Source organism: Mesoflavibacter sp. CH_XMU1404-2 (assembly GCF_037029465.1).
Lineage (GTDB): Bacteria > Bacteroidota > Bacteroidia > Flavobacteriales > Flavobacteriaceae > Mesoflavibacter.
In genome coordinates this window covers 230544-253386 of sequence record NZ_JAYMEM010000009.1, presented here as the reverse complement: position 1 = coordinate 253386, position 22843 = coordinate 230544, and the positions used below count along the sequence as shown (strand labels likewise).

Below are 22843 nucleotides of genomic sequence, written 5' to 3'. Positions count from 1 at the left end.
CATGCTTAAAACAATTCTCTCAAAATATAAATTCTCAGCAAGATTAGCTTTATCACTATGTTTTTTTCTTGTATATAGTTTTTCTTACGCGCAAAACAATCAAGATTTTAATGCTTTTGCAGATAGCATTATTAATCTAAACATTAAAGATTATAACAAGTTAGAATACGCCATTTATAAGAATAAGTACGACACATTAAAAATGCGTACTCTAGAGCATAAAAGTATTGCTAAAAAATATCCTCAAGGGGAAGTTTTTGCAAACATCATGCTTGGCAATCAATACCGCAATAAATCATTATTCCCTCAAGCAGAAAAAACATTAAAACACGCATTAGAACTATCTGAAAAATACAATCTGGTTAATTTTCAAATTGTAACCTTAAATATGTTAGGTGTTGTTTATAGAAGACAATCTATAGTTAAAGATGCCTTAGATTATCATCAAAAAGCATTACGCCTTGCAGAATCTGAAAAAACAAAAAACGAAGCTACAAAAAGAAGTATTGCCGTATCTTACAATAGCATGGGTAATATTTACTTAGAACTTAAAGAATATGATCTTGCTTTAGAGCATTTTAACAAATCTCTTAAAATAGAAGAAGACTTAGACAACAAGCTAGGACTTGCTATTAATTACAATAATATAGGTATAATTTATGAAGCTAAAGACAGTTTAGATCTAGCCTTAAAAAGCTATCAAACTTCTTTAGACTACAACAACCAAATAAACTCAACAGTTGGTAAAATAATTTGTAACAATAGTATTGGAAGCATCTATTTAAAACAGAATAAACCAGAACTTGCCTTAACAACTATAAAACCCACAGTAGCATTAGCCGAAAAAACTAATGATAAGTTTTACACAGGTATGGCTTATATCAATTTAGGTTGGGCGCAAAACGAACTTAATCTTTTAGATGAAGCAAAGCCAAATCTAGAAAAAGGATTAGATATAGCTAAAAACTATAACCTTCAATCAATGGAAAGCGATGCAAAATTTCAGCTTTCTAAATGGTACGAAAAACAGGGTGATAGCAAAAAAGCATTAGACCTTTACAAAGAAGCTGTTACGATAAGTGAAGAAATTAGCGGAAAAAACAATTCGCAATACGTAAACACACTAAGAATTAGATACGAAACCGAAAAAAAATCAAATCAAATTTTAGAACTCTCTAGCGCCAATAAATTAGCTAATGCAAAACTAGAACAAAGTAAAAAAACCACTTACTTTTTAATTTTAGGACTTATTTTATTTGGCTTAGCAACGTTTTTATTTTTTAGACAAAGACAGCTTAAAAGCGAAAAGCAAATCTTAAGATTAGAACAAGATATGTTGCGTAATCAAATGAATCCGCATTTTATCTTTAACTCATTAAATTCAATAAAGCTATACATAATCAACAACGAAAAAGAAAACGCTGTTTACTACTTAAACAAGTTTTCTAAATTGATAAGAAAAATCCTTATCGCTTCCACAGAAAAAATTATTTCGTTAAAGGACGAATTAGAAACTATGGATCTGTATATGAATATTGAAAATATTAGATTTTCAAATGAAATTCATTATAAAATACAAGTAGATGAAGATGTTGATACCGAATCTATAAAAATACCTTCTCTAGTACTTCAACCTTTTTTAGAAAATGCGTTATGGCACGGATTATCTCCTAAAAAAGATGATAAATTCATCAATCTTTCGGTATCAAAAACCGAAAACAATTTTGTTTCTATCAGTATTACAGACAACGGAATAGGTAGAACAGCTTCTGCAAAAATCAAAGAAAAAAAGTTACTTAAACAAAAGTCTTTAGGGATAGATATTACTAAACAACGCTTAGCTAATTTTTCTAAAAACTATACAGAGAGTTTTGAGTTAATGATTAATGATCTTTACGATAGTAATAACCAACCATCAGGAACTTGTGTGGTTTTAAAGCTGCCAATTATACCATTACAAAAGCTAAGAACAGCTTAGTTTAAGATTGCATTTTGTTAGCTACTTTCTCTAGCTCGGTATACCAATCTTCTCCAAACTTTCTAATTAAAGCTTCTTTTACAAACTTATAAATTGGCACTTGTAGTTCTTTACCAAGCGAGCAAGCATCATCACAAATATCCCATCTTTCATAATTTACTGCAGAAAATTCTGTATAGTCTTTAACTCGTATTGGATACAAGTGGCAAGAGATTGGCTTTTTCCATTTAATTTCTCCTTGGTTATAAGCCTCTTCAATGCCGCAAAGCGCTGTTTTTTTGTTGTCAAAAATAACATAAGCACAATCTGCACCGTTAATTAATGGTGTTTCAATCTCGTCCCATTCGTTTTTTGTAGAAGTGCCTTGTGCTTCTATAGCTTCAATACCTTTTTTACGTAAAAAAGGTTTTACTTTTGGGTAAATATCTTCTAAAATTTCTGCCTCTTCTTTTGTTAATGGCGCACCAGCATCTCCGTCTATACAACACGCGCCTTTACACGCAGACAAATTACAGACAAAGTCTTTTTCAATAATATCTTCAGATACAATGGTCTTTCCTAACTGAAACATTTGGATGTATAATTTTTTGCAAATATAGAGCTATTTGAGTCAAAATAAAGCGCTTAAAAAGAAATGAATATTTCTCTTGAATTTCAATGAATTAAAACTACTTTTGCGCAAAATTTAAACCCTAATAAAATGTCATTAAGTTTTAAAGAAATTTTTACTGTATTTATGGTGCTTTTTGCTGTAATAGATATTGTAGGAAACATTCCTATTATAATCGATTTACGTAAAAAAGTTGGTCATATTCAAAGTGAAAAAGCATCTATAATTGCTGGTGTTATTTTAATTGCCTTTTTATTTTTAGGAAAAAGTATCTTAAACTTAATTGGTATTAATGTAAACTCCTTTGCGGTTGCTGGTGCGTTTATCTTATTCTTTATTGCTTTAGAAATGATTTTAGGCATCACACTTTATAAAGAAGAAGATACTAACCCAATGACAGCTTCTGTATTTCCGTTAGCATTTCCGCTTATTGCTGGACCAGGAAGTTTAACTACATTATTATCATTACGTGCAGAATATAGCATTCAAAATATAATTGTAGCAGTAATTTTAAACGTTATTGTTATTTACATTGTCCTAAAAACTTCTAGACGAATAGAACGTCTTATTGGTCAAAACGGAATACAAATTATTAGAAAAGTTTTTGGTGTTGTTTTATTAGCAATTGCTGTTAAACTATTTACCGATAACATTAAAATCTTATTGGCTTAAATATTGTATTTTTGTGTAAATCTTATACTTAATTTAAGTATTTACACAAATTTAGTCTGATGAAAATCTTTATACATATTCTAACCTTAGTAGCTGTTGCTCTAATCATTTTTAATACCACACAATTAAACTTTGATGCTTTGTTAGAAGGTCAAAGCTTAGTTGCTTTAATCACAATTATAGCATCACTTTGTGCTATAATGTTACTTCAAATTTTAAGAATTTCTAAAAAAATTGAAGCTAAAAGCAAAGGACTTTAAGATGAAAGATACAATTATTATTGGCGGCGGCGCAGCAGGTATGTCTTGCGCATTAGTTTTAGGTTCTGGATTAAAAAAAGCATTTGCAGAAGGTAAAAAGGTTGCTATTATAATGCATCAAAAAGCGTCTCATTTACAAACCGCTTTATTTAATAACGTATTAGGATTACAACCTGGTACATTAGGTGATGATATTCTTAAAGATGGAAAAGAGCAGCTAGCTAATTTATATCCAGAAGTAGAGCAAATAGAAAAAGAAAAAGTAAAAAAAATTGAAGAAACTAGCTTTGGCTTTACTGTAACCACTAACAAACAAAGTTATGACACTAAACGTGTAGTAGTTGCTGTTGGATATACTAATTTATTAGACATTGAAGGTCTTGAAAGTTATATAAAACCTCATCCTAGAGCTGTTATTGAAAAAGATAGAATCTGGTTAGAAAATAAAGATCATTTAGTTAAAAAAAACCTATATGTAGCAGGTACATTAGCTGGTTGGCGTAGTCAATTTGCAATTGCATCTGGAAGCGGTGCGCATGTTGCTACAGATATTTTAACAATTTGGAATAATGGCAAACACACTAAAGTGCATGATAAGATTTAGGTATGAAAAACTCAAAAAAAGAAATCTTATGGTTGTTTTTTATGAGTTTAAGCTTATCTGTTTTAATGTTTTACAGTTATTTTTCTGACGAAGAAGAAAAAGAAATTATAAATAAAACAGGTATTTATTCTAATTATAGATATTTTAAAAATACAAAAGGAAAAGATTTTTATTTCATCACTTTAAATAATGAAAATTATAGTATACCAGAAATTTATATATCTGCTTTTGATTCTAAAAGATTTTCAGAAAACATAAATAAAGGCGATACAATTACACTTCAAATTGAAGTCCTAAAACTATTCTTCAAATTTCTAAGAAAAATTTATCCTTTATAAATCAAAATAAAAAAGAAAAATTACTTGAAGACAACAACATCTTTGCTTTAATTTTAGGAATTATATTTTTTTTAATTAGTATAGTATTAATCGTATTCTACAAAAAATAATAATACTACTCTACTTCTACTCCTTCATGTAATTGGATAACTTTATCAACCATATCATCATGTTTGTTAAGGATTTTGTGGTAAGCACCAAAGCCATATAATTGTTCTGAAATAGTTGCTTTTAGGTAGTATTTTACTTCTTCACGATAAGCCACAAAAACGATGTTAGATCTGGTTTTTAGTTTTAAGTAATCTTCAAAATCTTTCACCATTATATCATCGACAACATAATTATCAAAAAAGTCTTGTCTTGATATTGAAGCATAATAATCGCGATCTTTTTCTATTTCTTCAAAAATGAAATTATTAAAAAACCCTTTTCTTTCTAAAAAGCTAAGCGTTTCGTTTTCCATTTTTCTATTTAAAGGCACAAAAACGTCTGGTATAATTCCGCCGCCACCATAAACTACTTTTCCTTTTGGTGTTATAAATTTTAAAGAGTCTGCTACTTCAATTTTAGACTCGTCAATTAGCTCGCCACTTTTCATTCTATGCGAATAATCGTCGTAATAATCTGTATTACCATTGGCGTAAGAACGTTGTATAGATCGTCCTGTTGGCGTGTAATATTTAGATACTGTTAAGCGTACTGCACTACCATCTCCTAATTGCATTTCGCGTTGCACTAAACCTTTTCCGTAAGAGCGTCTTCCTACAATTGTTCCTTTATCATTGTCTTGTAAAGCTCCTGCAATAATTTCGGAAGCAGATGCAGAATTTTCGTCTATCATTACAAAAAGTTCTCCGTTTTCAAACTCGCCTTTTGAAGTAGAATAACTTTTTTCGACATCTCCTTTTTTGTTTTTGGTGTAAACAATTAGCTTATCGTCTTCTAAAAATTCGTCTACAATATTTACAGCAATTTCTAAGAATCCACCAGGATTTCCTCTTAAATCTAATGCTAGACTAGTTGCGCCTTCTTTTTTTAAGCGTCTTAATGCTTTTTTAAATTCATTAAAAGTACTTTCGGCAAAGCGATTAATTTTTATGTAGCCTAAATCTTCTGTCAACATATAAGCTGCATCTACACTTTTAATTGGTACAACGTCTCTGGTGACGTTAAAGGTTAGTAGCTTTGGTTCTCCTTTTCTAAAGACTTTTAAAATAACTTCAGAATAACGTTCGCCTCTCAAAGTTTCAACTAAACTATCATTTGTTTCGCCTAAAAGGGATTTTCCGTTTGCTTCTAATATTCGGTCGCCACCAATTATACCTGCTTTGGCGCTTGGACCGTTTTCAACAGTTTTTATAACCGTTATTGTATCTTTATAAGTATAAAAATTGATACCTATTCCAACAAAATTACCTTTCATATTTTCTGTGGAACGCTTCATCTTTTCTTTTGGAATATAAACTGAATGCGGATCTAAATTGTCTAAAATTCCGTTTACGGTAACATCTACAATACTGTCTGTATTGACGTCTTCTACATACTCATAGTCTATGTAATCTATAAGACGGTTAAGTTTGTCTTTTTTACTGTTTGAGGTAAATAATTTATCTGAAGTATCACCAAAGTCTAAATTGCCACCAATAAAAATTCCTACAGCAACTGCAAGTCCTATTATAAATGGTATGTAAACTTTAAATTTTGACATTATTCTTCTAATTGTTCTATATGCTCTACTTCTATTCCTGCTTTAGTTAAAAATTTTAAACCAGAATCATCCTTATATCCTTGATTATACACCACACGAATTATTCCTGCTTGATGTATTAATTTGCTACATTCTTTACATGGTGATAATGTTATATACAACGTGGCACCTTTACAAGATTGTGTTGATGAGGCTACTTTTAAAATAGCATTAGCTTCGGCATGTAATACATACCATTTTGTGTAACCTTCTTCGTCTTCGCAAAAATTTTCAAAACCTGTAGGTGTTCCGTTGTAACCATCAGATATTATCATTCTATCTTTAACAATAACTGCGCCAACTTGCTTACGGTTGCAATAAGATAGTTTTCCCCATTCTTTGGCGATACGCAAATAGGCTTTATCGTATTTTAATTGTTTTTTTTTTGACATGTAGTTAGTTTTTGTTGGCTGTATGGGCTAACAAACAAAAAATCTAACCCAAACCTATAACGAAGATATGAGGTTAGTATTTTAATTACAATTTAAAAAGAGAAGTTTTATGAAAACTTTAGATAATTTTAGCTGTTTTTAATAGTTGCTTTTTATAAAATCCAATTATTAATTAACATTGGTATTACTAAACCAATAACTATAGAAGATACAACCATCATCCAATCTCTTTTGGAAAATCTAAATATTGTTTGGAAAATATATCCTAAAAACAGCACTATAAACACGATTATTATTTGAGCTATTTCTATACCTAAAGCAAACTCTAATAAAGCAATTAACTTGTTATCTCCTGCGTCTAAATTCATTCTAAACTCTCTTCCAAAACCAAAACCGTGTATTAAACCAAAAAACAATGTCGACACAAATAGAATACCTATTTTCTGACTGTTTTTCTGTTTTCCTGCTGTAAATACATTATAGACAGCCATAATTAAAATGGTTATCGGAATTAAAAACTCAATTAAACTTGCTTGAATACTTACATGTCCGTACACAGAAAGCACTAAAGATAATGTGTGACCAATTGTAAACATGGTTACTAGTAATAAAACACGTTTCCAATCTCTAAATAAATAAGGGACAGCTAATACGATTAAAAATAAAACATGATCATATGCATTTATGTCTAGCACATGATTCATTCCGTATTGTACAGTTTGCCAAAAGTCGTTAAACATAGGTAAATTTTTAGGGTTGGGTAAATATACAAAAAGATGAAAAATGGTAAAGCAAATTCAATATTTCCTTACAACAAATTATAAAACTTATTTTTGGTTGTATCTTCGTCAATAATTTCACTTAAATAAATTGAATTTCGATGCAAAAAATCAGCATAAAATATCTTTTTCACCTTACTTTAATTTTCATCTTAACCACAACTAGTTGTAAACAAAAACAAAGTAAAAATAATATTATTGAAGATGAAACTAATAGTCAAAAAACAGCCACTTTAGAATATAAAATTAACTCTAAATTAGGTGAAGGCGCGCTGTGGAACTATAAAACACAAGAATTTTATTGGGTAGACATTGAAGGAAAAACTTTAAATATTTACAACCCAAAAACCAAAACAAATAAGGTAATCAAAACACCATCTAGAGTTGGTACAGTAGTACCTTACACAAAACAACAAGCAGTTGTAGCTTTAGAAGATGGCATTTATAAAATTAATTTAGAAAACGGCGACTTAAAACAGATATCAAACGTTGAATCTGATATAACAGAAAACCGTTTTAATGACGGAAAATGCGACCCTAAAGGCAATCTTTGGGTTGGATCTATGCATTTAAAAGAGTCGCTTCCAAATGCCAACCTTTACAAAGTAGAACCTAACGGAGTAACAACAAAAATGGTAGATAGCGTTACAATATCTAACGGAATAGTTTGGTCTAAAGACACCAAAAAAATGTATTACATTGACACACCTTCAAAAAGTATTAAAAGTTATGATTACGACATTGAAACGAGTACTATTTCTAATGAAAAAATAGCTGTAAACATTCCTGAATCTTTAGGTTATCCTGACGGAATGACTATTGACGAAAACGACACGCTTTGGGTTGGTTTATGGAATGGTAATGCTGTGGCGCAGTTTGATCCAAAAACAGGTGAGTTAATTTCAAAAATTGAAGTGCCTGCGCATAACGTTACTGCTTGTGCTTTTGGAGGAGAAAATCTAGACATATTATATATTACTACCTCTACCAACGATATGACCGAAGAAGAACGAAAAAAATATCCTTTAGCAGGATCTATATTTAAGTGTAAGCCAGGCGTAAAAGGTGTAACTGCTTTCTTTTTTGGAGAAGCCATTAGATAAGTTTAAAAAACTATTTTTATTCTTGGTTTTAAAGCAGGAATTTGTAATTTTATTTCTTGGGAAATTCAGAAACAATGAAGAAAAGCATCACATTAAAAGAATTATCAAAAATTTTAGGTGTTTCGATATCAACAATATCTAAAGCACTAAATGATAGTCCAGAAATTAGTCACGACACAAAAACTAAAGTAAAAGAGCTTGCTGCACTTCATAAATATCAACCCAATGTTTTAGCCAGAAATTTAAAATCTGGAACCACAAAAACAATAGCTGTTGTATTACCAACAGTTCAAAACAACTTTTTCACAGAAGTTCTTTTAGGTATAGAAACCGAAATTGAAAAAACAGATTACAACATTATCATTAGTATCACTAACGAATCTTTTAAAAAAGAATCTAAAAGTGTCAACAACCTTTCTAATGGAATTGTAGATGGTTTTATAATTTCAACTTCAGAAGAAACTCAAATAGAAGAAGATTTTAATCATCTAACCTCTGCAATAGACAATAATAAACCTATTGTAATGTTTGACCGTGTTATTAAAACTATTGAATGTGATAAAGTTTTAGAAGACAATCGAGAAGCGGTTTACAAAGCCACAAAATATCTTTTAGAATCTGGTAAAAAACATATCGCTATTTCTTCAACAATAAATAATATTACCGTAGGAAAATCAAGAACCAACGGTTATAAAAAAGCGTTAGAAGAATTTGGAATAACAGTTAACGAAGCAGATATTGTAACTGGTAGCCAAGAATCTATAAAAAATGAAGTTTCTAAATACTTAATCAATAACAAACCAGATGCTTTTATTGGTTTAGATGAAGACGGAACACTTTCTGCTTTAAAAGCCGTAAAAGAGAAAAATTATAAAATCCCTGAAGAAGTTGCAGTTATTGGCTATGCCAACCAAAATATTGCTCCGCATTTAACTCCAGAGCTTACTACTATTGATCAAAACGGAATAGAAATAGGCAAAACAATTGTAAGGCTACTTATTAATCGTTTAAAAAACCCTACTAAACCTTTTGAAAAAGTAGTATTACCTTCAATACTTTGTAAAAGATTATCATCATAAAAAAACCTCCAACCAAAAAAGGTTGAAGGTTCTACTGTACACAAGATTGACCTATTATCGAACCAAAATTTAAAAATATTTATAAGACTTATGGAAGAGTAAATTGAAATATTCTTCATGTAAATGAACTTTATTAAATATGTGATGAAACAATCGCAAGCTTTATAATTTAGTTCATTCTTTAGGCCATTTTAGTTTTTATATTTAATGGATAAACTTTTGACTGACGTTAAACGGTGATGCTGGTTTCTTGTAATATTAATCTTCTAAAATTTAGTTTGAACTTAATTCTTTGTATTTATCTAGATTTCAAATAATTGAAAACTTAATAGAATTATGCATTTATACTAATTTAATTATTTTTTAAGTTTTTCTCTAGGCGTCTCTATTTAAATAATATATTTCGATATATAAATTACTTGTAAAAATCTATTCTACGGTTATTACAAACTATTCTATCTTCTGTTTAAAACAATTAACCAACATACCATAAAGTTCAGGATGTTTTCTTTTGAGTAAATCTGGTCGCTCAAAAAAATATTCTGATGCAACCGCAAAGAATTCTGCTTGGTTAGTACCACCATATTTACGAATGTCTGAATGGTTGTCGTTAATTGCTTCGATTTCCTTATGGATTAGATTTAACCACGGTATGGCATATTGGTGCTGCAATAATCGTTCTGGCACACCATCTGTTCTGTCATCAAGTTTATCTATTAGGTGTATAAATTCGTGGATACCAGTATTGTTTTTATCACTCTTATTTTTAAAACCGTGATATAATGCCTTTTTAGACAAAATCATTTGCTTTTCAAATCGACCGTTGCCAACAATTCCACCAATATTACGTGATTTATCCCTACTTCCAAATTGCATATCCTCATTAAAATTGTCTGGATATAAGAGAATTCCGCTTAAATTGGTGTAGTGCCATTCTTTAAAGCCAAACACAGGAATCACTGCACTCGCAGCGATTAAAATTTTATCGAGCTCTTCCAATTCTAATTTCACACCATCAATATAGACTTCACTAAGAAATTGCATCATTCGCTGTTGAAAAACCTTTTGCTTCTCTTGTGAAAGGTTGCTATAATAATGTACATTCTCTAATAATAGCCCGTGCCAGCGTTCTGGAAATGGTTTAATGCTATGACGTTGCGCTTTTCTATAAAAATGAATCGCAAATAGAAGAATTACAACCGAAATTAAAATGTAATCCATATTAAACTAAAGAGTATTAATCTACAGCTTCTGCCTTGAAGCCCACTTTTTGCAATGTGGCTTTTACATCTTCTTCTGAAGCACCATTGCTTTTTATTGTTAGAATTTTATCTGGGTTTACAGTATCCACTTCCCAGCTTTCAACACCTTCCTGATTATTTAAGAATGGTGTTACCTTTGATACACAACCGCCGCAATTGATGTTTGTTTTAAATTTTAAAGTTTTCATTTTGTTTTAATTTATAATTAATATTAAAGTTTTACCCTTTTTAACCTTAAGCTATTTGCAACTACAGAGACACTACTAAATGCCATTGCTGCACCTGCAATCATTGGGTCTAATAAAAAGCCATTTATAGGGTATAGCACGCCTGCCGCTATCGGAATACCAATAATATTATAAATGAATGCCCAAAACAGGTTTTGACGGATGCCCAGTACCGTTTTTTTTGATAGTGCCAATGCTTTCGGAATGGATTGTAAATCTGAGGTTATCAATGTCATTTTTGCAACATCCATCGCAATATCGGACCCCTTGCCCATCGCGATACTTACATCGGCTTGCGCCAAGGCGTGGGAATCATTGATGCCATCGCCTACCATAGCTACTATTTTACCATCAGACTGCAATTTTTTCACAAAGTTTGCTTTATCCGAAGGCATTACTTCCCCTTGGAAATTTGCTATTCCCACTTGTTGGGCTACGGCTGATGCTGTCTTATTATTATCACCGGTGAGCATATAGACATCAATGTCCCTTTCCTGAAGTGTTGCAATGGCTATTTTTGAAGTTTCCTTTATTTTGTCTGCAATAGCAAGTATCGCCAATACATCTATTTCATTACCAAAGAATATGACGGTTTTTGCTTGCTCTTCAAGACTTTCTGCTGTTTGCATCAAGGAAGCATCAATTTGTATATTCTTCTCAAGCATTAGTTTATGGTTTCCAACATAGTATTGTGAGCCATTCTCTTTTTTAGCCTGCACACCTTTACCCGTAATACTTTCAAAAGAAGCAATTTCAACTTTTTCAATATTTTCTTCTTTAAAATGATTAACAACTGCTTCCGCCAAGGGGTGTTCAGATTGGGCTTCTATTGCTAAAAGCAACTGTTTAAATTTATTTTTATTTTCAAGTGTACGCTTCCAATGTATATCGGTCACCAATGGTTTTCCCTCGGTAATAGTGCCAGTTTTATCAAGGATGATAGCATTAACTTTATGACCGAGTTCTAAACTCTCGGCATCTTTTATAAGGACATTATTTTCGGCACCTTTTCCAATTCCCACCATAATAGCAGTAGGTGTAGCCAACCCTAAGGCGCAAGGACAGGCAATGACCAATACAGCGACCGAAGTCAATAAAGCTTGAGAAAACGCATTATCACCTCCCATAGACATCCAGACGATGAAGGTAACAATGGATATCCCCAATACGATGGGAACAAATATTCCAGCAATTTTATCGACCAGTTTTTGTACGGGTGCTTTGCTACCCTGTGCCTCCTGTACCATTTTTATGATTCGGGAAAGCAGGGTTTCACCTCCAACTTTTTCTGCAGTAAATTGAAAACTACCTTTTTGATTGACAGTACCAGCAAATACCTTCTCTTCTCTGGACTTTTGTACTGGAACAGGTTCACCCGTAATCATACTTTCGTCTACATACGAGCTTCCTTTAGTAACTTCCCCATCTACGGGAATCTTTTCTCCAGGACGGACTAAAATAGTTTGACCTACTTGTACAGCAGAAATAGGAATTTCTTTTTCTTCCCCATTATCAATAACTTTAAGCGTTTTAGGTTGTAATCCCATTAATTTTTTAATGGCCGAAGAAGTATTCGATTTGGCCTTTTCTTCCAGTAATTTCCCCAAAGAAATAAAGGTGATAATCACTGTCGCCGCTTCGTAATAAACGTGTGGCTCAATAGCACGATTTAACCAAAATTCCGGAAATATGGTGTTGAACACACTAAACAAAAATGCAATGCCCGTACTTAAAGCCACCAAGGTATCCATATTCGCCTTGCCACGTTTGGCCTGTTTGAAAGCATTGATAAAAAAACTACGCCCAAACCAAAAAAGAATAGGAATAGCCAATACCAAAGAAATCCACTTACCAGGTTCCCATTGCATAAAGAACATTCCAAGTACGAAGATGGGTAGCGTCAGAATAGCTGACCAAATGGTACGGTTTTTAATGTCTTGGTAATGCTTTTGCTGAAGCTCTTGTTGTGCTTCCACTGGGTCTTCTGCATCGATAATGATATCATAGCCCACTTCACGCAGTGCGTTCTGAAGTTTTTCTTCAGAAATGGTTTCATCGTAATCGACTAAAACCGAATTGCTGGCAAAATTTACGATGGCCTTGTTTACGCCATCGGTATGGGAAAGAATCGACTCAACACTGCTGGCACAGGCGGCACAGGTCATACCCGTAACTGGAAAGGATTTTTTTATGCCTGTTTTTTGTTCTTTGGGTTTGGTGTCGAATATATTGGTTGCCTCCATTTACTAATCCGTTTTGTATTTAACAAATTTCGGAATAGAACACGGGAAAGCTGTTACGTTATTCGCTTAAAGAGTTGTAAAATTTGCTCATTCATTTTCTTTTATTAGTTGGTTTCTAATACCTTTTTAAATTGAATTATTAAATATACCAACTATGCTTTTAAAACATTTTCTCTATGCGCTTTTTTTGTATGTTAACTCCAAGTCATTCTTTGCAATCTGACCGCATTTAAAATAGCTAATAACGCCACCCCAACATCGGCAAATACGGCTTCCCACATCGTAGCCAAACCACCAGCGCCGAGGATAAGAACAACTACCTTTACCCCAAATGCCAGACCGATGTTTTGCCAGACAATCCTACGGGTGGAACGACCGATTTTGACCGCTCTCGCTATCTTGCTCGGTTGGTCAGTCTGGATGATAACATCTGCCGTTTCGATGGCCACATCACTACCCAAACCACCCATTGCGATACCTACATCGCTTGCAGCAAGTACGGGCGCATCATTGATACCGTCGCCCATAAAGGCTATAGTCGTATCAGGTTGTTTTTTGAGTTTCTCGACTTCGTTCAGTTTATCTTCTGGTAGCAGACCGCCTTTCGCCCAATCTATATTCAGCTCTTCAGACACCTGTTGGGTAATGGAATCCTTGTCGCCCGAGAGCATTATGATTTTGGAAATGCCAGCTTCACGAATTTGCTTTATGGCTTGGTGGGCATCTTCCTTCAGTTCATCGGCAATCGTCACATATTCGGCAAACTTTCCGTCGATGGCTACCATTACTATGGATTCGACTATGGTATCGGTCTCAGAGGGAACTTCGATTCCGTTGGAAACCATCAAAGCTTTATTGCCCACCAATACCTGCTTTCCGTTGACCGTACCTTTCAATCCTTTTCCAGCAACTTCGGAAACTTCGGTCGCTTCCAACTCTGCACCATCGGCCTTATATTCCAGAACTGCCTTTGCAATGGGATGGGTGGATTGCTCTTCCATAGCCATCAAGTACTGCATAAATTCCGCTTCCCCTTCGACTGCGCTCAGGGCAGGCGCAAAACTATTTTTGGTTACCACTTTCTTAATCTTGAAAACCCCTTTGGTCACGGTACCCGTTTTGTCCATTACCACGGTGTTCACCTTGGTCATCGCATCGAGAAAGGATGCACCCTTAAATAAAATTCCATTACGGGATGCTGCACCGAGACCACCGAAATAGCCCAAGGGAATGGATATGACCAAGGCACAGGGACAGGAAATTACCAAGAAAATCAGAGCGCGGTAGAGCCAATCCCTAAACACATAATCGTCCACGAAGAAATACGGCAAAAACGTCAGTCCGATGGCAAGGAAAACCACGATGGGTGTATAAATTCTGGCGAATTTTCTAATGAACAGTTCCGTCTTCGATTTTCGGGCGGTAGCGTTCTGAACCATATCCAAGATTCGCGCGATGGAACTGTCCTTAAATTCTTTGGTCGTTTTTACTTCGATTACGCCGTCAAGATTGATACTTCCGGCATACACTTTATCATCTTTTGCGACGGTGTCAGGCTTGCTTTCACCAGTAATGGCAGCTGTGTTCAATGATGCTTTTTCTGAAAGTAAAATGCCGTCCAAGGGGATTTTTTCGCCTACGCGAACCTGAATTGTTTCACCAATCTCGACCGTTTCCGGATTGACTGAAACAAAATCCCCATTTCTATAAACCAATGCTTCATCGGGTCGTGCATCCAAGAGTGCCTTTATATTCCCCTTCGCCCGATTAACAGCAGCATTTTGGAACAGTTCGCCCACCGCATAAAATAGCATTACGGCCACACCTTCGGGATATTCACCTATGGCAAATGCCCCCAGAGTCGCAATGGACATCAAGAAAAATTCCGTAAAGAAATCACCCTTCCTAATACTGTTCCAGCCCTCTTTGATAACAGGAAAACCAACGGGAATGTAAGCTACAGTGTACCAAACAATCCGAACCCAATCCTTGAAGAATGGGAACGCATCAAAATAATCTATGGCAATGCCTGTAATCAGCAATACAAAACTGAAAATAGCGGGCAGGTAGGTGTTAAATGAACTACTATCACCGTGGTCGTGATTATGACCATCATCGTGACTATGCTCTTCTTCCGAATTATGCTTTAAGTCTTTTAAATTTACTTTCTTTTTTTTCATAAGATTTTAAAATTCAAAGTTGCGATAATAGAGGATGCAACGGAAGTGCATTTATTGTCCGCTGCACTTGTCACAAATACCCTTCAAAACCAAATTGGCATCCTCTGCCACAAAGCCTTCCGGCAGGTTGATATGTGGAATCTTATGTTCGGTCAGGCAAATGGTCTCATCGCAGCTATTACAATGGAAATGCAGGTGCAAATCCTGTTCAAGTTCACAATTGCAACCTTTTTCGCAAAGTGCGTATTTGGCAATTCCTGTCCCATCGTCTATTTGATGTACCACACCCTTTTGTTCAAAAGTTTTAAGGGTCCTGAAAAGGGTAGTTCGGTCTGCTTTCGTGAAAGCAGTCTCGATATCGGTCAGCGAGGTAGCCACTTCTTTTTCTGCCAAATATTTATAAATCAATAACCGCATCGCCGTGGGGCGAACACCATTATCAGTAAGTCTTTGTTCTATTTCTTTCATTTTATGATTGTATTTATTAATGTCCGTGTTCTTCCGATTCGCCTTTCTTCATTTCTGCCATCAAATAGTAGCCATTGTTATAGGCATATTTTGTATTCGGTTCTTGTTCGCTCAAAAAATCAATGGCAATCCAATCGCCATCGTGGGTGCCTTTGGTGACTTCAATGGGTCTGAACGACCAATCATCACCTTCCTTTTCGGCCGAGAATACAAAGAATCGTTCACCATCGGCTGCTATGGCAGTTTCTGGCATCGCCTTTGTCTGGGTATTTTCAGTTTGGATGCGCCCCTGAATGTACATCCCGGGAATCAGGTTGCCTTCCTTGTTCTCGATTTCAGCGTGAACGTGAATGGCCTTCGGGTTTTGTTCAAAGGTCTTTCCTACGGAATAGATTTCGGCAGTTAGTTCCTTTCCCGGAATCGACTGTACATTGAAAACCACTTTTTGCCCTTCTTTCACCTTATAGACATCCTTTTCAAAAACCATCAAATCTGCGTGTACGTGGTGGGTATCCACAATTTCCATTAAGTCGGTCTGCGGATCCACGTATTGGCCAGTTTTTATGGCAACTTTTTCCACAAACCCTTCGATGGGACTTCTAAGTGCCACCCGTTGATATATAGTGCCGTTCCGCACACCGGATGCGCTGATGCTCAATTGTTGCAGTTGAGCTTCGAGACCGTTGACCTTGCTTCGGGATGCCTGGTATTCGGCTTCGGTCTTTTGAAAGTTTGCACCGCTGCCCACGCCTGCATCATACAATGTTTTTTGCCGTTCGTATTCTTTCTTGAGAAACTGGCTATTGCTGAACGCATCAAGATAATCGGTCTGTTTTTCGATGATATTGGGGTGTGACAAATAGGCGACGGTCTGCCCCTTGCTGACCTTATCGCCCTCAATGACCTCGATGGAAACCACGTTGGCACCCACTACCGTTGTGACGGTGGCCTCGTTTTGTGGTGGGACTTCCAACTGTCCGTTGGCTTCCATATAGCCGCTCATATTCCGCATTTTCAGGGTGTCGATTTCCATTTGCAGTGCATCGAACTGTTTGGCCGTGAGCATTACTTCCTTGGCTTCGCCCTCGGAATGCGCTTTTTCCGTTTCCGGATTGTCTTTGTTATTCTCTGCGGATTCTTTTTTGGAATCGCCACAAGCGGTCAACGCCAAAAGCATCGCCAACAAACCAATAACTATGTATTTTGATAATTTCTTCATTTTATTGCTTGAAATATTGTAGTTCGAAAACTGATTTTAGATAATTGTCGAGAGCGTTCAGCGCATCCATTTCCGTCTGTATGGCATCCCTAATAATTTGGGTAAAAGCGGCGTAATCCACGGCACCTTCCTTATAGGCCAGCAATGCGCCTTGTCTCTGTTCCTCAGCAAGCGGTAAAGCTTTGTCTTTATAGAATTGCCAAGATGCTTCCCATTTTTGATAGGTTTCTACCGCTTGTCGGTATTCCGATTGCAGTTGACGTTTGGTAAAGTTTGCATTGGCTTTTGCGATTTCACTTTCCAATTTGGCAGCTTTGACCTGACTGCGTTCGGCACGAGAAAACAGCGGAAGAGATATTCCCGCCTGATAGGTGTAGAATCCGCTACTGCCATTCACCCGTTGCAATCCGCCCTGAAGGTTGAAATTGGGCAACAAATCGGAACGTTCAGCTTTGTAGCTGGCTTGGGCTTCATCAATCCGCTTTTGCGAAAGTTCCAGTTCGGGATGGGTTTCTATGGTTGATGGAATTCCCAGTACTGCCACTTCGCTACCATCCAACGAATCGGGAACGGTATAGAACGTGTCGGAAACCAACCAAAGATTGAGCTTCTGTAGGGCAATGGCGTAATCACTTTCGGCCTGTTGCAGTTTGTTGCTGATTTGCAATGCCTGATTGGTCGCCGATGAATATTCCAAGCGTGAAATAGCCTCTACCTTGTAGTTCAGTTCAATGGCCTTTTCAAACTGCGAGTAGATGGAATCCAGTTCACGGTAGAGTTCATATTTCTGCCGTTGCTGATAGGCCTGTGACCACACTTTTTTGACTTCCTGTGCCACTTGCAATGCGGTAAGGTCAAGTGCGGTTTCCGCCAAGGCGATACGCTGTTTTTGCAACCGCTTCTTTGAACCGATACCGAACAGGTTGATGTTCTGCTGGCCTACACCAACTATTGTATAAATACCTTGACCTTCTGAAATTTCCTCACCGCCCGTAAATACTTGGGTATTACCCAAATCATAGGCAGTACCTTTCAGAGCATTCTGCTTTTGAATTTCCAGCCGTTTTGTTATCAATAGCGGATAGTTTTCTTTGGATATTTCTACGGCCTGTTCCAATGAAACAACGGGTAATGTATCGTTCTGATGAACTTGCTGCGCTTCTACTTCCGCGAAAGCAAAAAAGAAACATACCACCACAGAAGCGGTTACGATTTTCGGATTGACCTTTATTTTGCGTTCCGAACGTTTTTCTACCCATTGATAGAAAATGGGAAGAATGAATAGGGTCAATAAGGTGGATGTAATTAATCCACCTATAACGACCGTCGCCAATGGTCGCTGAACTTCTGCCCCTGCGGATGCGGAAATGGCCATAGGCAGAAAACCGAGAATATCGGTAAAGGCCGTGAGCATAATGGGGCGTACCCTTCTTTTTGTTCCTTCAACGATTCGCTCTTTTAGGTTGGTAACGCCTTCCTCTTTCAGTTCGTTGAGTCCGCTAATCATTACCAAACCGTTCAGTACGGCAACCCCGAAAAGCACGATAAAGCCAACCCCTGCGGAAATACTGAAGGGCATATCCCTGAGCCAGAGAGCGAACACACCGCCTATGGTCGCCATTGGGATGGCCAGATATATCATCAAGGTCTGCGGAAAGGATTTTAGGGCAAAGTAAATCAGGATGAATATGAGCAACAGTGCAATGGGAACTACGGTCTGCAAACGGTCGCTGGCCCTTTCCAGATTTTCAAAGGCACCACCATAACGGATAAAATAACCTGGGGGTAAATCCAAGTTGGCATCCAGTTTCTCTTTAATCTCATTGACCAGCGATTCCACATCACGACCACGTACATTAACGCCTACATAGGTTCTGCGATTGGTATTGTCCCTGCTTATCTGCATCGGTCCTGGTGTGTATTCGATGGCTGCCAGTTCTTGAAGTGGAATTTGTGAACCGTTCGGTAGATTGATATAGAGATTACGGATATCGTTGATATCGCTGCGGTTCTGCTCATCGAGCCTGACCACCAAATCAAAACGCTTTTCACCTTCAAAAATGACCCCTGCATACCCACCTGCGAAAGCGGATTGCACCATCGTATTGAGTTGATCGATGCTCACGCCGTATTGGGCCAGTTTGTTGCGATTGTACTTTATCGTCATCTGCGGTAAGCCCGAAGTGGCTTCTGCCCGCATATCGCCTATACCTTCAGTACCTGCGATAATTTTGGTAATCTCGTCCGCTTTGGACGCAAGCACATTGATATCCTCACCATATATTTTAATCGCAATATCCTCACGGATGCCTTCCAATAGCTCATTAAACCGCATTTCGATGGGTTGCGTAAATTCATAATTGACACCAGGTATAGTGCTCACCGCATCCTTCATCTTCTCAATAAGTTCATATTTGGATTCGGCAGACACCCATTCGTCCTGCGGTTTCAGTATTACGAATACATCGGCAAAGTCCATCGGCATAGGGTCGGTAGGCACTTCCGCAACACCGATACGGCTGACTATTTTTTCCACTTCGGGAAATTCGGCCTTTACGATGCGTTCTATTTTTGTGGTGGTCTCGATGGTCTCGCTCAATGAACTTCCGGGTTTCAAAATAGCGTGGAAGGCAATATCGCCCTCGTCCAATTGCGGTATGAACTCACCACCCATTTTGGTAAACGTGAAGATGGCCACGGCAAAGATGGCCACCGCAATACTAACGACCCATTTTCCTTTTTCCAAGACGTTTAACAATAGGGGCTCATACTTGCGTTGTACCCAATGTACAAAACGGTCGCCCCACGATTTCTTTTCCTTTTTTGGCGGTTTCAGGAACAAGGCGGACATCATCGGCACATAGGTCAGACATAGTACCATTGCACCAATCATCGCAAAGATGAACGTGAGTGCCATAGGCTGGAACATCTTCCCCTCGACGCCTTCAAGTGCAAGGATGGGTAAGAAAACAATTAAAATTATCAACTGCCCGAAGAAGGCAGCGTTCATCATTTTTTTGGATGCATCGGCTGCAATTTCGTCACGGTCTTTCTTATCCAAAGATTTCTTTTTAAGCACATAACTGGCCATAAGAAATACACTCGCTTCCACGATAATGACCGCCCCATCTACGATAATACCAAAGTCGATTGCCCCCAAGCTCATCAGGTTCGCCCATACGTCAAAAACATTCATTAGGATAAAGGCAAACAATAGGGATAGGGGAATGGTCGATGCCACAATCAGTCCGCCACGCCAGTTCCCCAAAAGAAAGACCAGTACAAAAATCACGATGAGCGCGCCTTCCAGAAGATTGTTGCGTACCGTGCCTGTGGTCTCACTGATGAGTTTACTTCTATCCAACAAGGGTTCGATGACCACGCCTTCGGGAAGTGATTTCTGGATTTCGGCCATCCTATCCTTAACGCGGACAATGACTTCGTTTGAGTTTGCGCCTTTGAGCATCATTACCAGTCCACCGACGACCTCGCCTTCGCCATCCTGCGTTAATGCCCCATAGCGAACGGCGGAACCGAAGCGTACATCGGCCACATCGTTTACGGTGATGGGCACACCATTTTCATTTTTAATAACGATTTTCTTGATGTCATTGAGGTTACGTACCAAACCTTCACCCCGAATGAAGTTGGCCTGGTGGTTCTTTTCGATGTAGGCGCCACCCGTATTCTTATTGTTTGCTTCCAAGGCTTTAAATACATCGGTAATGGTAAGCCCGATAGACTTCAATTCGTTGGGGTCAACGGCCACTTCGTATTGTTTAATCTTTCCACCTATCGCATTGATTTCAACGACGCCAGGCACCATCGCCATTTGTCGTTGTACAATCCAATCCTGCATCGTGCGTAGGTCGGCAAGGGAATATTTGTCCTGAAACTTAGGCTCGACCTTTAAGGTGTATTGGTACACCTCGCCCAAACCTGTTGAGATGGGTCCCATAGAAGGTTGACCGAGTTCTTCAGGAATCTGTTCGCGCACTTCGGTAAGTTTCTCGGAAACTAGCTGACGGGGCAGATAGGTTCCCATATCATCGTCAAAAACTACCGTTACCACGGAAAGTCCAAATCGCGAAATCGAACGTATTTCCTTGACATCGGGCAGGTTGCTCATCGCCACTTCCACGGGATAGGTCACAAACTGCTCTATATCCTCTGTGCCCAAATTGGGCGATTGCGTGATGACCTGTACCTGATTGTTGGTAATATCTGGTACGGCATCTATGGGAACTTGGGTCATACTATAAATCCCAGCACCAATGAGTGCCAATGTGAGCAGACCGATAATAAATTTGTTATTGATTGAAAAATCAATGATTCTGTTAATCATAGATTTAGGTGTTAATTCAGTTAAAAATGAAATTGTGCTTTCCCTTCGACTGCACTCTGGACAGGCGCACAAGCGAAATACACCGTTTGAAGTTTTCTAAAGCTGAAAACCTCAAAACTTGATATAGCTATCCTATAAAACTGAATTAAACCTGCGGGGGCTGAAAGAGAGAGTGATAAAAGTTACTTTCAAGACTATCAAGATGGTTGAAAGACTCTTTTGGCACTTCGGGTTGATAAGGTTTGAATGAAGGTAAACTAAAACTTATCGTGTGAACGTGACAACAATGACAATGACAAAAAGGCGAACAAAGTTCACAGTCTTCATCGTGTTCCCCATTATAGTCAACAACAGAAACTACCTGAGAATCATCAATACTCTTATCTATATCACTACAAGGTACTGTATTGAGTGTTAGAAAGTAAATTGATAATATAAGCGTTATGAATTTCACAATACAAATATAAAAATATTTTTGTGCAACTGTGTTGCAAAATTATAATGCTTTTAGCAACAACTTTTATTATTTTGAATTGGTGGACAAGCAATTGTTCCATACGAACAATAAACACAACAATCACCTTCTTTTGGTCGTAATACTTTTTTACAATTCTCACACTCGTAAAAGAATTGACAGGATTCTGTTGGCATTTGCTCTACTTTTTTGTGTCCGCAGTTTGGGCAAGTTATTTCTGATTTTAACTGGACTTCCATTAGTTTTCCTTTTTGTTGGTTACTTTATAACCTGTTGCGTTAATTGCTTTCTCGATTTCCGTTTCATTGGTTTTGGTTTTGTCAAACTCAACGATTGCATTTCCGTTTTCGTAGGATGCTTTTGAACGTACAATTCCATTAAGTTTGTTTATTTCGTGGTTTACGTGTTCTTCACAACCCGTGCAGGTCATCCCGCTGATTTTAAATTCAGTGGTTTTAATGTCTGATTTGTCAACTATGATTATTTGCTTTTCTGTATTTGGATAAAAAATCCCTGAATAGTATGGGAAAGCCAACATTATTATAGCAAGTAGAGTTACTGTTCCTAAAAAGGTTTTTGATTGAATAAATTTAGGCCTTCCTGCCTTACCGGCAGGCAGGTCATCTGTCTCACATTCACAGTCAATTTCTTTTTGGGGTTTTAGTTTTTGATACCAAGCAAAACCAAGCACCAAAATCGTTAGCCCTACTAAATAAGGTCTGAAAGGTTCTATCCAAGAGAAAGTTGAGGCAATTCCGCTTATGCCAGCAATCAATGCCAAAACTGGGGTTATGCAGCATATTGATGCCGCTATTGCTGAAATTATTCCAGTGTACGCTACTGTATTTGATGATTTTTCCAT

At 36.9% G+C, this 22843-nt stretch carries 21 protein-coding genes; 7 read left to right on the top strand and 14 right to left on the bottom strand.

Annotated features, from left to right (window positions below; translation table 11 throughout):
* Window position 1 precedes the first annotated feature (1 nt).
* Window positions 2-1978: a tetratricopeptide repeat protein gene (locus tag WA327_RS07140; RefSeq protein ID WP_336068029.1), complete on the top strand. Its 1977-nt coding sequence runs from the start codon at window positions 2-4 to the stop codon at window positions 1976-1978.
* A 1-nt stretch (window position 1979) separates the two neighbouring features.
* On the opposite strand, the gene WA327_RS07135 is transcribed toward WA327_RS07140, so the two are convergent.
* Window positions 1980-2549 carry a DUF3109 family protein gene (locus tag WA327_RS07135; RefSeq protein WP_336068027.1) on the bottom strand — a complete coding sequence of 190 codons (570 nt, stop codon included), beginning with the start codon at window positions 2547-2549 and terminating at the stop codon, window positions 1980-1982.
* Between the two features lie 129 nt (window positions 2550-2678).
* On the opposite strand from WA327_RS07135, the gene WA327_RS07130 reads away from it, so the two are divergent.
* From WA327_RS07130 to WA327_RS07115, 4 genes are read left to right on the top strand one after another with little or no spacing between them, the layout of a single operon-like run.
* Window positions 2679-3260 carry a MarC family protein gene (locus tag WA327_RS07130; protein WP_336068025.1) on the top strand — a complete coding sequence of 194 codons (582 nt, stop codon included), beginning with the start codon at window positions 2679-2681 and terminating at the stop codon, window positions 3258-3260.
* 59 nt (window positions 3261-3319) lie between these two features.
* Window positions 3320-3520 (top strand): hypothetical protein, encoded by a 201-nt coding sequence (locus tag WA327_RS07125; protein ID WP_336068023.1) that lies wholly within the window; start codon window positions 3320-3322, stop codon window positions 3518-3520.
* A 1-nt stretch (window position 3521) separates the two neighbouring features.
* Window positions 3522-4124 (top strand): FAD-dependent oxidoreductase, encoded by a 603-nt coding sequence (locus tag WA327_RS07120; RefSeq protein ID WP_336068021.1) that lies wholly within the window; start codon window positions 3522-3524, stop codon window positions 4122-4124.
* A gap of 2 nt (window positions 4125-4126) precedes the next feature.
* Window positions 4127-4462, top strand: a complete 336-nt coding sequence (locus WA327_RS07115) for a hypothetical protein (protein WP_336068019.1) — start codon at window positions 4127-4129, stop codon at window positions 4460-4462.
* A gap of 115 nt (window positions 4463-4577) precedes the next feature.
* On the opposite strand, the gene WA327_RS07110 is transcribed toward WA327_RS07115, so the two are convergent.
* The 3 genes from WA327_RS07110 to WA327_RS07100 all read right to left on the bottom strand — a co-directional run bounded on the left by WA327_RS07110 (window position 4578) and on the right by WA327_RS07100 (window position 7341).
* Entirely contained in the window at window positions 4578-6170 is a 1593-nt protein-coding gene (locus WA327_RS07110; RefSeq protein ID WP_336068017.1) for a S41 family peptidase, read from the bottom strand.
* Window positions 6170-6601: a dCMP deaminase family protein gene (locus WA327_RS07105; RefSeq protein ID WP_336068016.1), complete on the bottom strand. Its 432-nt coding sequence runs from the start codon at window positions 6599-6601 to the stop codon at window positions 6170-6172. The genes WA327_RS07110 and WA327_RS07105 overlap by 1 nt, the downstream gene beginning before the upstream one ends.
* A gap of 152 nt (window positions 6602-6753) precedes the next feature.
* The gene (locus WA327_RS07100) at window positions 6754-7341 is read right to left on the bottom strand and encodes a HupE/UreJ family protein (RefSeq protein ID WP_336068014.1); all 588 of its coding nucleotides are present in this window, start codon (window positions 7339-7341) and stop codon (window positions 6754-6756) included.
* Window positions 7342-7481: 140 nt separating this feature from the next.
* On the opposite strand from WA327_RS07100, the gene WA327_RS07095 reads away from it, so the two are divergent.
* A complete protein-coding gene (locus WA327_RS07095; RefSeq protein WP_336068013.1) occupies window positions 7482-8483 on the top strand; it encodes an SMP-30/gluconolactonase/LRE family protein in 1002 nt (333 codons plus the stop codon).
* Between the two features lie 74 nt (window positions 8484-8557).
* Complete coding sequence (locus tag WA327_RS07090; RefSeq protein ID WP_336068011.1) at window positions 8558-9562, top strand: LacI family DNA-binding transcriptional regulator; 1005 nt, start codon at window positions 8558-8560, stop codon at window positions 9560-9562.
* A gap of 450 nt (window positions 9563-10012) precedes the next feature.
* Here the strand turns inward: WA327_RS07090 and WA327_RS07085 are convergent, their stop codons facing one another.
* The 10 genes from WA327_RS07085 to merTP form a co-directional block, all read right to left on the bottom strand.
* Window positions 10013-10783, bottom strand: a complete 771-nt coding sequence (locus WA327_RS07085) for a M90 family metallopeptidase (protein WP_331810560.1) — start codon at window positions 10781-10783, stop codon at window positions 10013-10015.
* A gap of 16 nt (window positions 10784-10799) precedes the next feature.
* On the bottom strand, window positions 10800-11012 hold the full coding sequence (locus tag WA327_RS07080; RefSeq protein ID WP_331810559.1) for a heavy-metal-associated domain-containing protein: 213 nt from the start codon (window positions 11010-11012) through the stop codon (window positions 10800-10802).
* A 23-nt stretch (window positions 11013-11035) separates the two neighbouring features.
* Window positions 11036-13294: a heavy metal translocating P-type ATPase gene (locus tag WA327_RS07075; RefSeq protein ID WP_331810558.1), complete on the bottom strand. Its 2259-nt coding sequence runs from the start codon at window positions 13292-13294 to the stop codon at window positions 11036-11038.
* Between the two features lie 194 nt (window positions 13295-13488).
* A complete protein-coding gene (locus WA327_RS07070; protein ID WP_331810557.1) occupies window positions 13489-15474 on the bottom strand; it encodes a heavy metal translocating P-type ATPase in 1986 nt (661 codons plus the stop codon).
* A 51-nt stretch (window positions 15475-15525) separates the two neighbouring features.
* Window positions 15526-15942, bottom strand: coding sequence for a transcriptional repressor (locus WA327_RS07065; RefSeq protein ID WP_331810556.1), 417 nt, complete (start codon window positions 15940-15942; stop codon window positions 15526-15528).
* Window positions 15943-15958: 16 nt separating this feature from the next.
* Complete coding sequence (locus tag WA327_RS07060) at window positions 15959-17161, bottom strand: efflux RND transporter periplasmic adaptor subunit (protein WP_331810555.1); 1203 nt, start codon at window positions 17159-17161, stop codon at window positions 15959-15961.
* A gap of 1 nt (window position 17162) precedes the next feature.
* Window positions 17163-21506 (bottom strand): CusA/CzcA family heavy metal efflux RND transporter, encoded by a 4344-nt coding sequence (locus WA327_RS07055; protein WP_336068004.1) that lies wholly within the window; start codon window positions 21504-21506, stop codon window positions 17163-17165.
* A 145-nt stretch (window positions 21507-21651) separates the two neighbouring features.
* Entirely contained in the window at window positions 21652-21960 is a 309-nt protein-coding gene (locus tag WA327_RS07050) for a DUF6660 family protein (protein ID WP_331810554.1), read from the bottom strand.
* A gap of 53 nt (window positions 21961-22013) precedes the next feature.
* Window positions 22014-22220, bottom strand: a complete 207-nt coding sequence (locus WA327_RS07045; protein ID WP_273420621.1) for a GDCCVxC domain-containing (seleno)protein — start codon at window positions 22218-22220, stop codon at window positions 22014-22016.
* Window positions 22220-22843: a mercuric transport protein MerTP gene (gene merTP, locus WA327_RS07040; protein WP_273420623.1), complete on the bottom strand. Its 624-nt coding sequence runs from the start codon at window positions 22841-22843 to the stop codon at window positions 22220-22222. Before merTP ends, WA327_RS07045 begins: the two co-directional genes overlap by 1 nt.

What these genes read in the sequence shown, in the direction of transcription:
- WA327_RS07140 (WP_336068029.1), top strand. Translation starts at nt 2, where the DNA reads ATGCTTAAAACAATTCTCTCAAAATATAAATTCTCAGCAAGATTAGCT.
- WA327_RS07135 (WP_336068027.1), bottom strand. Translation starts at nt 2,549, where the DNA reads ATGTTTCAGTTAGGAAAGACCATTGTATCTGAAGATATTATTGAAAAA.
- WA327_RS07130 (WP_336068025.1), top strand. Translation starts at nt 2,679, where the DNA reads ATGTCATTAAGTTTTAAAGAAATTTTTACTGTATTTATGGTGCTTTTT.
- WA327_RS07125 (WP_336068023.1), top strand. Translation starts at nt 3,320, where the DNA reads ATGAAAATCTTTATACATATTCTAACCTTAGTAGCTGTTGCTCTAATC.
- WA327_RS07120 (WP_336068021.1), top strand. Translation starts at nt 3,522, where the DNA reads ATGAAAGATACAATTATTATTGGCGGCGGCGCAGCAGGTATGTCTTGC.
- WA327_RS07115 (WP_336068019.1), top strand. Translation starts at nt 4,127, where the DNA reads ATGAAAAACTCAAAAAAAGAAATCTTATGGTTGTTTTTTATGAGTTTA.
- WA327_RS07110 (WP_336068017.1), bottom strand. Translation starts at nt 6,170, where the DNA reads ATGTCAAAATTTAAAGTTTACATACCATTTATAATAGGACTTGCAGTT.
- WA327_RS07105 (WP_336068016.1), bottom strand. Translation starts at nt 6,601, where the DNA reads ATGTCAAAAAAAAAACAATTAAAATACGATAAAGCCTATTTGCGTATC.
- WA327_RS07100 (WP_336068014.1), bottom strand. Translation starts at nt 7,341, where the DNA reads ATGTTTAACGACTTTTGGCAAACTGTACAATACGGAATGAATCATGTG.
- WA327_RS07095 (WP_336068013.1), top strand. Translation starts at nt 7,482, where the DNA reads ATGCAAAAAATCAGCATAAAATATCTTTTTCACCTTACTTTAATTTTC.
- WA327_RS07090 (WP_336068011.1), top strand. Translation starts at nt 8,558, where the DNA reads ATGAAGAAAAGCATCACATTAAAAGAATTATCAAAAATTTTAGGTGTT.
- WA327_RS07085 (WP_331810560.1), bottom strand. Translation starts at nt 10,783, where the DNA reads ATGGATTACATTTTAATTTCGGTTGTAATTCTTCTATTTGCGATTCAT.
- WA327_RS07080 (WP_331810559.1), bottom strand. Translation starts at nt 11,012, where the DNA reads ATGAAAACTTTAAAATTTAAAACAAACATCAATTGCGGCGGTTGTGTA.
- WA327_RS07075 (WP_331810558.1), bottom strand. Translation starts at nt 13,294, where the DNA reads ATGGAGGCAACCAATATATTCGACACCAAACCCAAAGAACAAAAAACA.
- WA327_RS07070 (WP_331810557.1), bottom strand. Translation starts at nt 15,474, where the DNA reads ATGAAAAAAAAGAAAGTAAATTTAAAAGACTTAAAGCATAATTCGGAA.
- WA327_RS07065 (WP_331810556.1), bottom strand. Translation starts at nt 15,942, where the DNA reads ATGAAAGAAATAGAACAAAGACTTACTGATAATGGTGTTCGCCCCACG.
- WA327_RS07060 (WP_331810555.1), bottom strand. Translation starts at nt 17,161, where the DNA reads ATGAAGAAATTATCAAAATACATAGTTATTGGTTTGTTGGCGATGCTT.
- WA327_RS07055 (WP_336068004.1), bottom strand. Translation starts at nt 21,506, where the DNA reads ATGATTAACAGAATCATTGATTTTTCAATCAATAACAAATTTATTATC.
- WA327_RS07045 (WP_273420621.1), bottom strand. Translation starts at nt 22,220, where the DNA reads ATGGAAGTCCAGTTAAAATCAGAAATAACTTGCCCAAACTGCGGACAC.
- merTP (WP_273420623.1), bottom strand. Translation starts at nt 22,843, where the DNA reads ATGGAAAAATCATCAAATACAGTAGCGTACACTGGAATAATTTCAGCA.